This window comes from Thalassolituus sp., from assembly GCF_034111725.1.
GTDB lineage: Bacteria > Pseudomonadota > Gammaproteobacteria > Pseudomonadales > Oceanobacteraceae > Thalassolituus.
Map to the genome: position 1 here is coordinate 1 of NZ_JAWUWR010000048.1, position 15,428 is coordinate 15,428.

General features: G+C 46.2%; 10 protein-coding genes and 1 pseudogene. 8 read left to right on the forward strand and 3 right to left on the reverse strand.

Annotated elements, in window-relative coordinates; genetic code table 11:
- From UXZ23_RS07810 to UXZ23_RS07830, 5 genes are all read left to right on the forward strand, one after another.
- The coding region (locus tag UXZ23_RS07810) for an aconitase family protein (protein WP_320820043.1) at positions 1-1,727 on the forward strand (1,727 nt) is incomplete at its 5' end.
- A gap of 364 nt (positions 1,728-2,091) precedes the next feature.
- Positions 2,092-3,027 carry a hypothetical protein gene (locus tag UXZ23_RS07815; protein WP_320820044.1) on the forward strand — a complete coding sequence of 312 codons (936 nt, stop codon included), beginning with the start codon at positions 2,092-2,094 and terminating at the stop codon, positions 3,025-3,027.
- Positions 3,028-3,097: 70 nt separating this feature from the next.
- A complete protein-coding gene (locus tag UXZ23_RS07820; protein ID WP_320820045.1) occupies positions 3,098-4,732 on the forward strand; it encodes a TIGR04141 family sporadically distributed protein in 1,635 nt (544 codons plus the stop codon).
- Between the two features lie 403 nt (positions 4,733-5,135).
- Positions 5,136-7,868, forward strand: a complete 2,733-nt coding sequence (gene acnA, locus UXZ23_RS07825; protein ID WP_320820046.1) for an aconitate hydratase AcnA — start codon at positions 5,136-5,138, stop codon at positions 7,866-7,868.
- A gap of 180 nt (positions 7,869-8,048) precedes the next feature.
- Positions 8,049-8,885, forward strand: a complete 837-nt coding sequence (locus UXZ23_RS07830) for a dienelactone hydrolase family protein (protein WP_320820047.1) — start codon at positions 8,049-8,051, stop codon at positions 8,883-8,885.
- A 71-nt stretch (positions 8,886-8,956) separates the two neighbouring features.
- On the opposite strand, the gene UXZ23_RS07835 is transcribed toward UXZ23_RS07830, so the two are convergent.
- The gene (locus UXZ23_RS07835; RefSeq protein WP_320820048.1) at positions 8,957-9,814 is read right to left on the reverse strand and encodes an SDR family NAD(P)-dependent oxidoreductase; all 858 of its coding nucleotides are present in this window, start codon (positions 9,812-9,814) and stop codon (positions 8,957-8,959) included.
- 151 nt (positions 9,815-9,965) lie between these two features.
- Here UXZ23_RS07835 and UXZ23_RS07840 point away from each other — a divergent pair, with 151 nt between their 5' ends.
- From UXZ23_RS07840 to UXZ23_RS07850, 3 genes are all read left to right on the forward strand, one after another.
- Positions 9,966-10,373, forward strand: coding sequence for a hypothetical protein (locus tag UXZ23_RS07840; protein ID WP_320820049.1), 408 nt, complete (start codon positions 9,966-9,968; stop codon positions 10,371-10,373).
- A 69-nt stretch (positions 10,374-10,442) separates the two neighbouring features.
- Positions 10,443-12,362 carry an MFS transporter gene (locus tag UXZ23_RS07845; protein WP_320820050.1) on the forward strand — a complete coding sequence of 640 codons (1,920 nt, stop codon included), beginning with the start codon at positions 10,443-10,445 and terminating at the stop codon, positions 12,360-12,362.
- A 199-nt stretch (positions 12,363-12,561) separates the two neighbouring features.
- A complete protein-coding gene (locus tag UXZ23_RS07850) occupies positions 12,562-13,443 on the forward strand; it encodes a hypothetical protein (RefSeq protein ID WP_320820051.1) in 882 nt (293 codons plus the stop codon).
- Positions 13,444-13,514: 71 nt separating this feature from the next.
- Here UXZ23_RS07850 and UXZ23_RS07855 read toward each other — a convergent pair whose 3' ends face one another.
- On the reverse strand, positions 13,515-14,147 hold the full coding sequence (locus UXZ23_RS07855; RefSeq protein ID WP_320820052.1) for a hypothetical protein: 633 nt from the start codon (positions 14,145-14,147) through the stop codon (positions 13,515-13,517).
- Between the two features lie 201 nt (positions 14,148-14,348).
- A pseudogene (locus UXZ23_RS07860) lies at positions 14,349-15,428 on the reverse strand (hypothetical protein); the annotation flags it as partial.

The window sequence follows — 15,428 nt, forward strand, 5'->3', positions numbered from 1 at the left end:
CTCCACAGAAAGTTGAATTCATGAAAGCCGGCGGTTCTTACGCGGTAACCTTCGGTAAGAAACTGCAAACCTTCGCGGCTGAAACTCTGGGCATTGAAGCACCGGGTGTTTACGCCTCATCTAAAGAAATCTCTCACGAAGGCCAGGGCCTGACTGCGGTTGAAAAAATCTTCAACCGTAACGCGGTAGGCGTTAAGTCCAAGACGCCTCTGCACGCCGGTTCTGACGTGCGCGTTAAAGTGAACATCGTGGGTTCTCAGGACACGACTGGCCCAATGACCTGTCAGGAACTGGAATCCATGGCGGCGGCGACCATCTCGCCAAGCGTTGATGGTGCATTCCAATCTGGTTGTCACACAGCGTCTGTATGGGACAACAAAGCTAAGGCCAACACGCCTAAGCTAATGGCATTCATGAACGCATTCGGTGTAATCACTGCACGTGACCCGAAAGGCGTTTACCACTCAATGACTGACGTAATCCACAAAGTACTGAACGACATTACTGTGGACGACCGCGCAATCATCATCGGTGGTGACTCGCACACTCGTATGTCTAAAGGCGTAGCATTCGGTGCGGACTCCGGTACCGTTGCTATCGCACTGGCGACGGGCGAATCAGCCATGCCAATCCCTGAGTCTGTAAAAGTAACCTTTAAAGGTGCTATGAAGCCTCACATGGACTTCCGTGACATCGTACACGCCACTCAAGCACAAATGCTGAAGCAATTCAGTGGCGAAAACGTATTCCAAGGTCGTGTAATCGAAGTACAGATCGGTACGCTGCTGGCTGACCAAGCCTTCACCTTCACCGACTGGACTGCAGAGATGAAGGCGAAAGCGTCTATCTGTATCTCTACTGACGACACCCTAGTTCAGTCTCTAGAGCTTGCTAAGTCTCGTATCCAGATCATGATCAACAAAGGCATGGACAACGAAGCGGGCATGCTACAAGGCCTGATCGACCTAGCTGACAAGCGTATTGCCGGCATCAAGTCTGGTGAAGAGCCAGCCCTGGCTCCGGATGACAACGCTAAGTACTACGCTGAAGTGGTTGTAGACCTAGACGTGATCGACGAACCAATGATCGCTGACCCAGACGTAAACAACGAAGACGTATCTAAGCGTTACACTCACGACGTGATCCGTCCAGCTTCTTACTACAACGGTCGTAAAGTTGATCTGGGCTTCGTTGGTTCTTGTATGGTTCACAAAGGTGACATGCAGATCATCGCCGCCATGCTGCGCAACCTAGAGAAGAACGGACCTATCACGTTCAAAGCGCCACTGGTTGTTGCGCCACCAACGTACAACATCGTTGATGAGCTGAAAGCTGAAGGCGATTGGGACACTCTATCTAAGTACGCTGGCTTCACTTTTGATGACAACAATCCAAAAGAAGCGGCCCGTACTAAGTACGAAAACATCATGTACCTAGAGCGCCCAGGGTGTAACCTGTGTATGGGTAACCAAGAGAAAGCAGAAGCCGGTGATACTGTTCTTGCGACCTCTACCCGCCTTTTCCAAGGCCGTGTAGTAGAAGACAGCGCCGAGAAGAAAGGTGAGTCTCTGCTGGGTTCTACCCCAATGGTTGTTCTGTCTACTATTCTGGGTCGCTTCCCGACTCTGGATGAGTACAAAGCAGCGGTTTACGGTATTAACCTAACTAGCTTCGCTCCACCTTCTAAAGACCTGGCTCGTCCAGCGATCCCTTTGAAAGCTGTTTAATTAACAGTTTTTGAGGCGATCAGCCCACTGCCCTGACCTTCGCGTTAAGGCAGCGGGTTAAACAAATAAAAAACCGGCACTCGAAAGAGGAGCCGGTTTTTTTGTGTCTTACAGGGTTTGACTGCCCCCACCCCGCATAAAACACTCATTCTTTAGTGCATTTTAAGTTCGAGTGAGCTCCCTATTAGATGCCCAAATGTAAGACGACACGAGTCTGTAAACGAGCACGTACGCTTCCACACTGGCAAAAGGCGTCGCCTCAGGCACTTTTAATAGTGGTAACGGGGAGTTATGCTCGAAACATCGAAAGGAAGCGGAGCGTCAAAACGCTCACGAATATACTGTTATATTTCTAGGAGGGTTCGTGGCAAAAACTGATATTCCTGTTCCTATCGGAGACGCTGCTACTTCACTTGGAGTGTTAGAATCTCAGATGGAAAAATGGATAAGGGAAGACAAGCCAAAGATTCTAAAAAATCATCGAGGTGTGCTATCGGTGCCGCAGTCGTATATCACGACTTGCTCCTCTAAAAGTGACTATTACAAGGCATTACTCAACTCAATACAGATTGAAAATAAACATAAGCTTCATGTTTTTACTGGTGAAGAAAAAGACCAGTTGTACAAATCGAGGCAGGCAATGCTAAAGGTTTATCGGCAATGGGCTGACCGAATAGAAGAAATCCATAAAGACTATAAGAATGTATTTAACGAATTAAGCAATGAAACCTGGGAGTTTGCATCTTACATGCTTTTATCGAGAGCTATCGGTTTGCTGAAAGGAGCTATTGAGTTGCTATCGAAGGGGTACTGGTATGCCGGATCTATTATTAGGGAGGTAGATGAAACTTTGGATGTCGCTCAATACTTTAAAATTCGTGCTCAAAGTGGAGATCATACCGACTTAAAAAAATGGTTCCGTACTTCAGTTGCTCCTGGACATTCAAAATGTAGAAAAGCTATCGCAGAGCATTACGCTTCAATCGTATATGAAGCAAATGCAAAAAAGCATGAGTACCTTTTGAATGAACTTTATCAAAAGAAATCAAAATGGACGCATCCAAACTTTGGATTAATTAGAGAGTCGGGATCATTTGAAGTTATTGATGGTAAGCTTCAGATAAAGAAACTATGTTACGGCGAATGTGAACATGAGTTTAAGGTTATTGAATTAGTTGACTATTTCAAGTCATCAATATGGACGATGTACCAGCAATTCATGGTTATATTTATTGATTTTTTAAGTGTTGAGCATAGAAAAGAGCTTTTAGAGTTCAACAAATTGCAGCAGAAAATATAACAATTAAAGGTTAGGGGATGCTTCGCGCCCCAGCTTTATTCGTTAAGTATCAAACATGGAGCATTCCGCAATGGATGGTGATAAAAAAAATCCGTACCTCTTTCTAAATTCATTTCTCGTAAAAGATGAATATAAAGACCTGGACGTCAGCGAGTTCCTAAAGAGTTCTGCACAAGTAAATTCCTACGACATTGATACTCAACATGATCTAGACGGGCGTCTATTCGTAAAAATTCCAGAGGAGAAAAAGCCTAAGTGGGCTACGTTTACTGAAGAAGTTACGGGTGTAGGTTTGGATGAACTATCGAATAGATCTAGTTCTGCGTTACTAATTATTAAAGCTCCCGACAACACAATGGCTTTTACTTTCGGGCATGGTCGTTATCTCTTAGATACTAAGTATTTAGTACATGATTTTGGAATTAAAACAGCGCTGAACACCTTAAAGCACGATAGCTTGAGAAGTGTTGATCTTCTTACTTTAGATGATCAAGCTGTACAAAAAAAATCTCAAGCAGCGAGAGAGTCAGATGTCGGTGTCTTTGGGATTGATATTTCGAAAGATGTACTGAGGGCAGTAACAGGTTCACCTAAATCAAGTGTCAACTTAAAGAATATCTCAGGAGGTGATTCTGTATTTTCTTTTGGTATAGAATTAAACATCGATGAAATTAGTAATTTAATCTCAACGCTTTCTAGCTATTACAACAATGACTCTTACAAAGGTGAATTTTCATGGGTAGATAACATCAGGAAGATTAAGGAATCTTCTGAAATTTCGAATCTAGATGATCATCTTGTTACTGCTTTGAAAGCTAAAAGCCCTAATATATGTGTCACTATCCCTGAGTTGGCTGATTGGGACTCTATTTGGGGCTTTAGCTTTACGCGCTCCAAAAACAATATAAACCCTACGATTGAAACTAAAGACTATTATGCAAATCTTGATCTTACAGCTGTATCTGTTGAGTCAATAAGGAGAGACCGGCTATTTGTATACGATATCCATGAGAATGAAACAGAACACCAAATATATAAATCAATTTACTTTGAGCATAAAACAAGCGACAAAGTATATGTGCTGTTCGCTGGGGCATGGTACGAAATCGCTACTGACTTTATGACTAGAGTAAACAAGACGCTTTCACAAATACCTATATCTAGCTTGCCATTCCCTGAAGTTTATACATGGACTGAAGTTGCTGATGGTAAGACAAAAGATAAGATTGAGACCGAAGGTGACTACAATATAAGGGCTGCCAATGTTCATTCTTATTACCTTTTGGATAAAAAATTAATCAAAAGCAACAGAACGACAACATCCATTGAGCTTTGTGACCTAATGACTGCAAACAAGCAGTATATTCATGTCAAGCACCGAAAAGGTGGTTCGGCTGGTTTAAGTCACTTATTTGCGCAAGGTAGTGTGTCAGCAGAAATATTGTTGGGTGATAAAGAGTTTAGAAAAGAGACTAGAAAAGTTCTTAAACGCGTGAGTAATGGATTACAGGACACTATCCCGCTAGATAACTTCAAAAGTGATGGTGTAGAAGTTGTATTTGTAATACTTGGCGAAGATTCATCAACCTTGAAGGATAATTTACCATTTTTTAGTAAAGTGAACCTTTCCAAGGCATTTGAAAGTCTTTCTCAACGAGGATTTGATGTAAAAATTGCGGGGGTAGGTACGGTCACGAAGCCTTGATGTCTAACAATGCAGAGCACAATGTGACCAACTAAGCCGCTACTTGTGCTATTACTGGAGTCCCCTCTCTAACACGTTCTTCGGCTGACGTTCGTATCAAGGCGACCTCACCCTCCCGGCTCATCCAGAAAATTATCTTGAGCCGCAAAGCTTGCCTTTACGGCTCAAATATCGCTCATTTATGAGCCGAAAATATGAGATTTACGGCTCATAGCGCTACTGATGAGGCGCAACACTGCTCCCACGACACCCAATAACACAGCAAGCTAAAGCTTGAATTTCGCAAGATTGTATACAATCCAGCCGAACCGGCGCTCACCAACCTTGATTTACCCCATCGAACCGCTAAAATTGCTGACCATCTTAAAGCCTCGCCAATCTCTGTATTCTCTAGGAATCCAGCATGACATCCATCAGCAAATTTGACCCTTCAAGCTCTATTAAGACTCTGCCAGGCACGTCTCATCGTTTTCACAGCCTGCCAGAAACCGCCAAACAGTTAGGCATCAATCTGGATGAACTGCCCTTTTCTCTGCGCCCAATCCTTGAAGGTATCGCCCGTAATGTCGGCAAAAACGGCATTACCGTTGAGCAGCTTCAAGCACTGGGTAACTGGCCAGCGCATCAGGGACAAGAGCCGGTAGAAATTCCGTTCACTGCTGGTCGTGTGATCATGCACGATCTGAGTGGTACGCCTGCCATCGTCGATTTCGCAGCGATGCGCTCAGCGGTACAGCGTATGGGATTGGACCCTGCGATCATTGAACCTCTGGTGCGGGCTGATCTGGTGATCGACCATACGGTCACCATGGATAACACCGGCAGCCCTGCTTCGCTGCGCATTAATGGCGAGTTGGAAGCCGAGCGTAACAAAGAGCGTTATGGCTTCCTTAAATGGGGTGCGCAGGCGTTTAACACTATTCGAATTATTCCGCCGCAAACAGGCATCGTGCATCAGGTGAACCTGGAGTATCTGGCTCAGGGGTACTTAGAACAGGGAGATGGGAAACAAGACAAGCTAATGATCCCGGATACTCTGATCGGTATGGACAGTCACACGCCTATGGCCAATGCGCTGGGTATTGTTGGCTGGGGTGTCGGCGGTATTGAGGCCGGTGCATCTATGCTGGGCCAGCCAATGCAGATGCTGGCACCTGAAGTGATTGGTGTTGAGCTAACGGGCGCACTGAAAGAAGGCGTGACCGCAACTGACTTGGTATTAACCATCACCGAAATGCTGCGTAAGTACCCGCGCGGTGTTGTCGGTAAATTCGTTGAATACGTGGGTGAAGGCAGCGCTAACCTATCTCTGCCAGATCGTGCGACCATCGCCAATATGTCACCGGAATACGGCGCGACCATGGGCTTCTTCCCGTTTGATGAAATCGCCGCCGACTATATGAAAGCGACCGGCCGCGACGGCGACCTGCCACTGGCCTACTATCAGGCGCAGAACATGGCGTGGAAATCTGGCCAAAAACTGCCGCGCTACACTGACCTGCTGCATCTGGATCTGTCTACCGTCGAACCGTCTGTCGCCGGACCGAAAAAACCACAGGACAGACTGCCGCTGGGCGATATCGGCAAGGTATTCCAACAAGCTGCTACTGCAGGCTCTCGCACACCAGAAGAAGTCACAGTAACGCCGACTAAGGCGGACGAAGCCGGTATCTTCCAGTCGCTGCCAGAGCGCACGCTGAAAGACGGTGCCATTGTGATTGCCGCGATTACCGCCTGCACCAACACCTCCAACCCGGGTCTGTTGATTGCCGCTGGCCTGCTGGCGAAGAAAGCCAACGAACTGGGCATGAAAGTGCCGGACGGCGTAAAAACCTCTTTTGCTCCAGGCTCACCGGTAGCGACTGACTTCCTCACCAAAGCCGGACTGCAGGAGCATCTTGATGCCCTCGGTTTTAACACCGCAGGTTACGGCTGTACGACCTGTGTCGGTAACTCCGGCCCACTGGCGCCGAGCATTGAAGCCGCGTTGCGTGACCACGACATTATTGTGTCTTCCGTGTTGTCGGGTAACCGTAACTTCGAAGGCCGTGTACACCCGGATGTTGATACCAACTTCCTGATGTCACCGCCGTTAGTTGTTGCGATGGCGATGGCCGGTAACGTGAATATCGACGTGACCAAAGAGCCGCTGGGCAAAGACGCTCAGGGCAATGATGTGTTCCTGAAGGACATCTGGCCGAGCAACGCGGAAATTACGCAAACCATGCACGAGTGCATGGACCCGAAAGCCTTCCGTGAAACCTACGAAAACTCACTCGATGGCCCGGAGACCTGGCAGAAGCTGGAGTCACCGACTGGCCCTGTGTATCAGTGGGACGAGAAGTCCAGCTACATTCAGGAAATCTCCTTCTTTGACGGCTTCGCTCTAGAAACACCAGCCGATTCACTGAACAACATCAGCGGCGCACGTATGCTGGTGATGTGTGATGACAACACCACCACTGACCACATCTCGCCTGTGAGCCGCATCCGCCCGGATTCAGCACCGGGAGAGTACCTGTTGTCGATCGGCGTGGATGCCAATGACCTGACCTCCCTCGGCGCACGTCGCGGTAACCACCATGTCATGCTGCGCAGTATCTTCGGTAATGTGAAAGCAAGAAACCTGATGCTGCCGGGCACCACAGGTGCGGTGACGAATTACTACGATGCCAATGGCGAAGCGAACAAGATGTCGATTTACGACGCCGCGTCCCGCTACCAGCAGGAAGGCACGCCGTCTGTGGTCTTCGGCGGTAAGTTGTACGGTACTGGCTCATCACGGGACTGGGCGGCTAAAGGCCCGGCGCTGTTGGGTGTAAAAGCCATTATTGCCGAGAGCTTTGAGCGTATTCATAAGTCCAACTTAGTCGGCATGGGCGTATTGCCTCTGCAACTGCCCGAAGGCGTGACTCTGGGTTCTCTGAACTTAGATGGCTCCGAAACCTTTGACCTAGCGGGCATTGATACCCTGACGCCACGAGGTTCTGTGACACTGACGATCAAGCGCACTGACGGCTCGACCGAACAACATGAGCTGGTGTCGCGCGTGGATACCTCATCGGAACTTGAGCAGATTCGCCACAAGGGCATTCTGCCGATGGTATTGCGAGATATTATCGCTGCCAACAGCTAAACAGGTACTGCTCGCCTAATCAGACTGCCCTCTTTTATCTCAGCTAGCCTGAAATAAAAGTAAAAAGCCCGCTAGGAAACTAGCGGGCTTTTTTTTATTGTGGTTAGAAAGTTGCAACTCTTCTTCAAGCCGTTTAGGTTTCATGTAACTCATTAAAAACAATAAGAATGTGGAACACGTATGAAAACCAAATTTACGCATCTGCCCATGCCATTACTGTTAGCAATCATTCTAAGTTCAATTCAATTAAAAGCTCTAGCTCAGACTTGCCAACATGAAATGCCCGCTACCGAAGCTTACAAAGAGGCCGTATTCTTCTACCCCTGTGAATTAACCGCGCCAATACCCGCAACTACCCTTACGGCCGGCTACAACAATACCTACCGCAATTTGCAGTGGATGGCAGAGGCAATGGCCGATGCAGGATACGTCGTACTCGCAATGTCGCCGATTGACATTTACGGCGACGTACCACAATGGACAGCCGCTCATATTGGCGGACAAAAAACACTCGTTGCAGAGAACACCAGAATCGACAGCCCATTAAAAGGCAAAATAGATATCGAACGCCGCGGCATCGCGGGCTTCTCCATGGGCGGTGGCGGCACGTTACTAGCCGGTAGTGAACTGCAAAAAGACGTGAAAGCATTAGCGGCCTTCGCACCATTTTTGAAGGCTGAAGATCGCTTAAAAGTAAACGTTGCAGTACCCACCATGATTCTTGCCGGAGATCGTGACTTACTCGTAACCAACGAGTCTATTGAGGAGATCTACGGCCGAGTGACCAGCGCTGGAGTTGATAATGCGCTGGCCGTTTATCGCAATGGCCGTCATCAGCAATGGTATCGTGCAGAAATCACCACCAATCACGAAAGCTATAAAGCCATGGCGATTGCTTGGTTTGATCTGTATTTAAAAGATGACAAGTCAGCGGCCAAACATTTCGAAAACACACGAAAAGACGTTGGCCCGAATGACGAATTATTGAGTCGCTACGAGTTGAATATTCAGCAGTAACGAGTGTGTCAGGAAGAAATCAAAGTGCTGTCAGAATGGCAGCACTTCACGCTTTTCTGTTTGCGCTTTACTCAGCGTTTATATTGCGGATGTGTAAACGAAGATCCTGCGGTTTCAGGAGTTGAAGCACGCTCCACTTTGCTAAATAGCCAATGCGAAAATACGGGGGAAATACGATTCATAACGTACATCACCCAAGCTTCCGGAGTAACCGGTAATATACCTTTATTCTTTTTCACGGCTTTGACAATCGCGGCAGCTACTTTATCGGGGCCATAACCGCGTTTGGCATAAATCTTATCGATTTTATTACGAATGCCTGCTTCATCTGCCGACCCCGCCATACGGGTTTCATTAATAATATTGGTATGTACAACCCCTGGGCATACGGTAGTAACGCCAATACCGAATGGACGCATATCTTCACGCAACGCCTCAGTAAAACCAAATACCGCAAATTTGGATGTGTTGTATCCCAGCATACCCGCAGACGCATAGTAACCGGCAGCCGATGCGACATTAACGATATGCCCACCCTGCTTGCGCTCAATCATTTGTGGTGCAAACTGCTTACAACCGTGCATGACACCCCAAAGATTGATGTTCATCACCCACTCTAGGTCTTCTTCCGATACATCCAGTAAACCACCGGCTAAGCCAACGCCGGCATTATTCACCAATACATCGACCACGCCGACTTCTGCAGATACGCGCTCAGCAAACGCTTTCATCGCATCCTTACTTGCAACATCAACAACGTCAGTAAGAACCACCGCGCTACCAATAAGATCAGCAGTTTCGGCCACGGCTTCGGGTTTGATATCACATAGCACGAGCTTAGCCCCTTCCTTTGCAAAGGCTTTGGCGGTTTCACGACCAATACCACTGCCTGCGCCGGTTACGAGAACAATTTTGCCAATGAGATTCATAAAAATACCTTAAAGCTAATTTTTTGTTATTCACTGAGCAGCATTTAAGCAGGTTTGCAGGTTGGGCCAAGGTTCATAACCGCCAGTGTCGGTGGGTGGCCGGATCTGTAACTGATATGATGTCGCCTTATTCAAATTCAGTGCGCGCATCATGCTTCATTATCAACTTATTATTCGACTTCAGCATACAGATCGCCGTGGTAACCCGTTAAATTGCCCAACCGACATCCAAAATATCGAATGGAATAATGACAATTTTTCAATTTCAGCATCTATTGAACGCATCAGCACGAATAACGATATTGCAGTGCAAGAAACCACGGGATTAGGCTGGAATATAGGAGACTTGCTGTTCTATAAAGACAAAGCTGGAATGATTTGCTGGCGAGAGCAAGATGAGAAAGGCGACGTTCAATTCATTCAACACAATGTTATGGAAACGCCGTTCCAGCATACCTGTAACACGCGTTTTCGCAGCGAAACCGAAGAACACATACTTTGGTGCTATCAAACTCAACACATTGATTTGCACCTCACTGCAAATACCCTAGGCAAATAAGCCTACTGACACGAAGCAACGTAAGATAGATAATCTGGTTAGCTAATAGCAATTTCAAAAGGAACGCACATGGAAGGCCAAAACAAACAGCCACTCGATAACCTTGCCCCACGCGAACATTCGCAATTCGCTCTATTGGGCTCTCGTCGTTTTGCCCCCTTCTTCTGGACCCAGTTTTTAGGCGCATTTAACGACAACGTGTTTAAAAATTCGTTGATGGCCATGGTGACCTTCGGTTTATTAAGCTCTGGGCTCGATCTTAACTTAATGAACAATCTTGGTGCCCTCCTCTTTATTTTGCCCTTCTTTTTGTTCTCTGCGCTGGCAGGACAATTGGCTGACAAGTATGAGAAGTCTCATTTAATTCGTTACGTTAAGTTGCTTGAAATCGTCATTATGATACTTGGCAGTGCTTGTTTCTTAATGGGTTATACATGGGGCTTAATGCTGTTGCTATTTTTAATGGGCACACAGTCGGCCTTCTTTGGCCCAGCGAAATACAGCATCATTCCTCAGCACTTGCGTTCCGATGAATTAGTGGGCGGCAATGCCTTGGTAGAAATGGGCACTTTCCTTGCGATTCTTCTCGGCACGATTACCGCGGGCCTGTTCGCTATCAGCGATCAAGGCCCAGAGATTATTGGCGCTATTATTATCGCTATCGCCGTACTGGGGTATATCACGAGCCGTAAAATACCTAGTGCGCCGTCGTTAGGTAGTGATATTAAAATCAACTTCAATCCTTTTACCGAAACGTGGCGGACGGTTGCTTTTAGTCGCACGAATAAACCAGTCTTTTTAGCCATTATGGCAATCTCTTGGTTTTGGTTTTTAGGTGCTGCCTACCTAACGCAACTCTATGGGTTTACGCGTTTGAACCTTGGCGGTGATCAGAGCGTAGTAACCGTTCTTCTCGCCACCTTCTCTATCGGTATCGCTTTAGGCTCTCTGCTGTGTGAGCGTTTATCTGGCCATAAAGTAGAACTCGGGCTAGTGCCATTTGGCTCTATTGGCTTAACTATTTTCGGCTTGGATTTATATTTCCATCCGCTTCTCGCGGCAGGAACCGAGCTAATTAACGCTCAGACATTTATTAGCCAAGCTGGTGCTTGGCGCGTCATCGCTGACTTTGCCTTGATCGGTATTTTTGGCGGCTTTTACATAGTGCCGTTATACGCCATGGTGCAAGAACGTTCGGAAGAAGCACATCGCTCGCGAACAATCGCCGCCATCAACATTATGAACGCTCTATTTATGGTGCTTTCAGCAGCAACCGCCTTTGTACTGCTAGGTGTATTTGATTGGACCATTCCCGAGTTCTTCGCCTTGCTAGCCTTGCTCAACGCCGCCGTTGTTATGTATATCTATACCGTCATTCCAGAGTTCGCAATGCGCTTTATAATCTGGATGATCACACACACTATTTACCGTGTTACCCATACCGACTTGCATAAAATTCCGCAAGAAGGCCCCTGTGTACTCGTGTGTAATCATGTCTCGTTTATGGATGCCTTAATTATCGGCGGGGCTTGTCGACGCCCTGTTCGCTTTGTAATGTTTAAGCCTATTTTTAATATTCCCGTTCTCAACTTTATTTTCCGTACCGGCAAAGCCATTCCAATCGACTCAAAAAAAGCCGATCCAGAAGCCTATGAAATGGCCTTTCAGCGAATATCAGAAGAGTTACGCGATGGCCAAGTCGTGTGTATATTTCCAGAAGGAAAGCTGACTACCACTGGAGAAATGGACACTTTCCGTAATGGTGTAAGCAAAATTTTGGAAAGTGATGCCGTACCCGTTATACCGATGGCATTGCGTGGTTTATGGGGCAGCTTTTTCAGCCATAAAGGTAGTCCTGCCCTCACCCGCATGCCGCGTCGCTTTTGGTCACGCGTAGAGCTGATTGCTGGCGACCAAGTTCAGCCTTCAAATGCGTCACCAGAATATTTGCAAGAACGTGTTCAAACCTTACGAGGTAACTGCAAATAGCTCATTAGGGTATCGAATCAAACTGGCCATTGCTCCGGTTTGATACCTAATGATCACCGAGACTCTGCGATTAATCGTCATGTATGGCCAATTATGTACCCCTATGGGACTACTTTAGAAAAAGTAGTAAAAAGCGAATGACGTCACACTTTAGATCCGTATTCTGAACCTACTAATTATAAAAATAGCAGGGTCAGGTATGAAATATTTAACCGCTTTCCGCATTGCACCGATTGCATGTGCAGTGCTTCTTCAAGGTTGTTTTGGTTGCAGTACTCCAACTGAACCAACAGATCCAACGGCGCAAGATCTTACTAATCCCGGTAGCTACGAAGTATGCTCATACGAAGATGGTATCGACTCTGATACCTACGCTTCTGCGCGTATTACTTACCCTTGCGATCTAAATGATGGCCCGTATCCTGCGACTACGTTAACGGGCGGTTTCACTAATACCAAAGAGCAAATGGTATGGTTGTCTGAGCATCTTACAACCCATGGGGTCGTCGTCATTACCATGACACCAACAAATAAGTATGGCGCTCCCCCAGTATGGGCAACTGCTCAACACGGTGGCTTTGCTATGTTAGAAGCGGAAAACAGCCGTACCAGCAGCCCGATCAACGGCAAGATTGACCTCGACAACCGCAACCTAATGGGTTTTTCGATGGGCGGAGGCGGGGTATTACTAGCAGCTGGCGAAAAAGGAACTGGGTACAAAAGCGCGATTGCACTGGCCCCGTGGTTAGGTTCGAACAATCCGAATTACAGTAATATTCAAGAGCCTATGCTAATACTAGGTAGCGAAAACGATACTCTCGCTTTATACAGCGATACTTATTACGCTTCATTGCCAACCAATATTGATCGTGGTTTGGCAATTTATACTGGTGCTAGCCACTTTGACTGGTACGGCAGCAGCAACCCAGAGCAAAAAGCTAAGTTCCGCACTCTAGTAACTGCGTTCTTAGAAGTGCAGCTAAAAGATAACCAAGCCGCAGAAAGCTACTTTAATGGTGCAGAGCACGACTCTCACGTAACGGAGAGTTGGTTCTCTATGTTCGATTATCAAGTTCAGTAATTACTGAACGATTTTTAAACAATAGAAAACCCGCATTATGCGGGTTTTTTTATTGAATCATGACTCAGTCATTATTCACCGAACTGCCACCACTTTTTCTCTTTCTTTTCTTCTTTCTCTGCTTTATTTGCAGGTGCAGCTTCATTTTTAGCGCGATCTTCTACTTCAGTATGCTTCTTTTCCATAGTTTCCATTTCTTCGCGTTTCGCCTTACGCTCTTCAAGTTCAGCGCGCTTATCTTCCATTCCGGCTTTACCCTCGACCTTACCTTTACGTTCCTCAAGTTCAGCCTTTTTCGCGTCCATTTCTTCGCGCTTAGCCTTACGATCTTCAAGCTCTGCACGTTTTGAATCCATTTCTTCACGCTTAGCTTTACGCTCTTCAAGTTCAGCACGTTTTGCATCACGTTCAGCTTTTGTCTTTTCTATCTCGGCTTTTTTGCCAGCCTTACCATCCATCTCAGCTTTCTTTTTCTCCATGGATTCGCGTTCTGCTTTACGAGCTTCTAGCTCAGCGCGCTTACTATCCATTTCTGATTTCTTAGCATCCATCTCGGCCTTTTTGCCTTTCATTTCAGGATGCATTTCATCACGCTTTTGCTTAATCGCTTCGACTTGCTCTGGCGTTAATTGTTTAGAATCGTCGGCGTATACAGGCAAAGCTAATGTTGTGCCCATAAAAAGAGCTAATACGGTGTGTTTCATAATTATCATTCCTATTTAAGATGAGAATAACCGCCGAGGCTAAATAGGGTTCCGGCAGCACTGGTGAACATTACCACAAAGACTATTTCAACCGTACTAATGCAGAAGAAAAGCCTCAAAACAATCGACATAAAAAAACAGACGCCGAAGCGCCTGTTTAATTTTTCATCTACCAAGTTTGCACTTAGTTAGATAAACACCTTACCGCAGTACTGGATAATCGGTAGAAGTACCGAAATCCCAAACGGTAGCATCCCAATCGGCGAAGATTGTTGGATCACAACTTACATCACCTGGGGCTGTTGGGCATTGGAGTTCGAAGGTTAACTTGCCGTCACCGCCCATAGGAATATTATTGACTGATGCTGGCAAACCACTGGCTAAATCAGCATCCCAATAAGTATCTGTTACGTTAAATGCACTTTCAACCAATTCAGCAGACGCCCAATTAGAGCCTAGTATGCCTGCCGCCCACTGACTAGTACCCGAGTTAATCGTTGCTGTAACAATAACATTATCAATTTCAACAGACGTTAAATCGTAATCGATATAAGAAACCGCTGCACCTACAATTCCTCCGGTACAACAATCATCTGCACTAATATTTCCACTAATAGAAATATCTTGAATAACCGAACTACCCGAAATGGCACCTGTCACTCCACCTACATAACGATCTATAGATTGAATATTCCCAGTGAAGCTAGAGCGAGTTAATTGCGAACTTCTCATATCCCCAAAAAATCCACCCGTGAAATAAGATGTAGTTGTAAATGGACTGCCTACTTCCTGCTTAGCCTTAACATCTGCTTGCACTTGGCATTGGCTAACAGTTGAATCAGCTACAAGTGAAGCTACACCACCATTACTAAAACCATAAGAAGAAACCTCGCCACTGATAGTACAATTAGTAAGACTGCTAAAACGAATTATTGATGCAACTCCTCCAGCATTGTCGTCTGTCGAAATAGTGCCATTGAAACTTAGATTCTCTAACACTAATAAACTACCGAGAGACACACCCATTGCAGAACTAAAAATCCCCCCCGTATTCGAATAGGTATTCAACGTACCAGTGACCGCTATATCCGTTGCAGATATAGCATCCTTGAAAGAACCAATGACGCCACCAACAGAGCTATACCCTTCCACTGTAATATTATTTACTGAAATATTATTTAGTATTGAGCCTTTGGCATAACCAGCCAGACTACCGACATAGTTACGAGACTGAACTCCATTGGCTAGAATTTTTGGATTATCCAATTCAATATTTCTAAA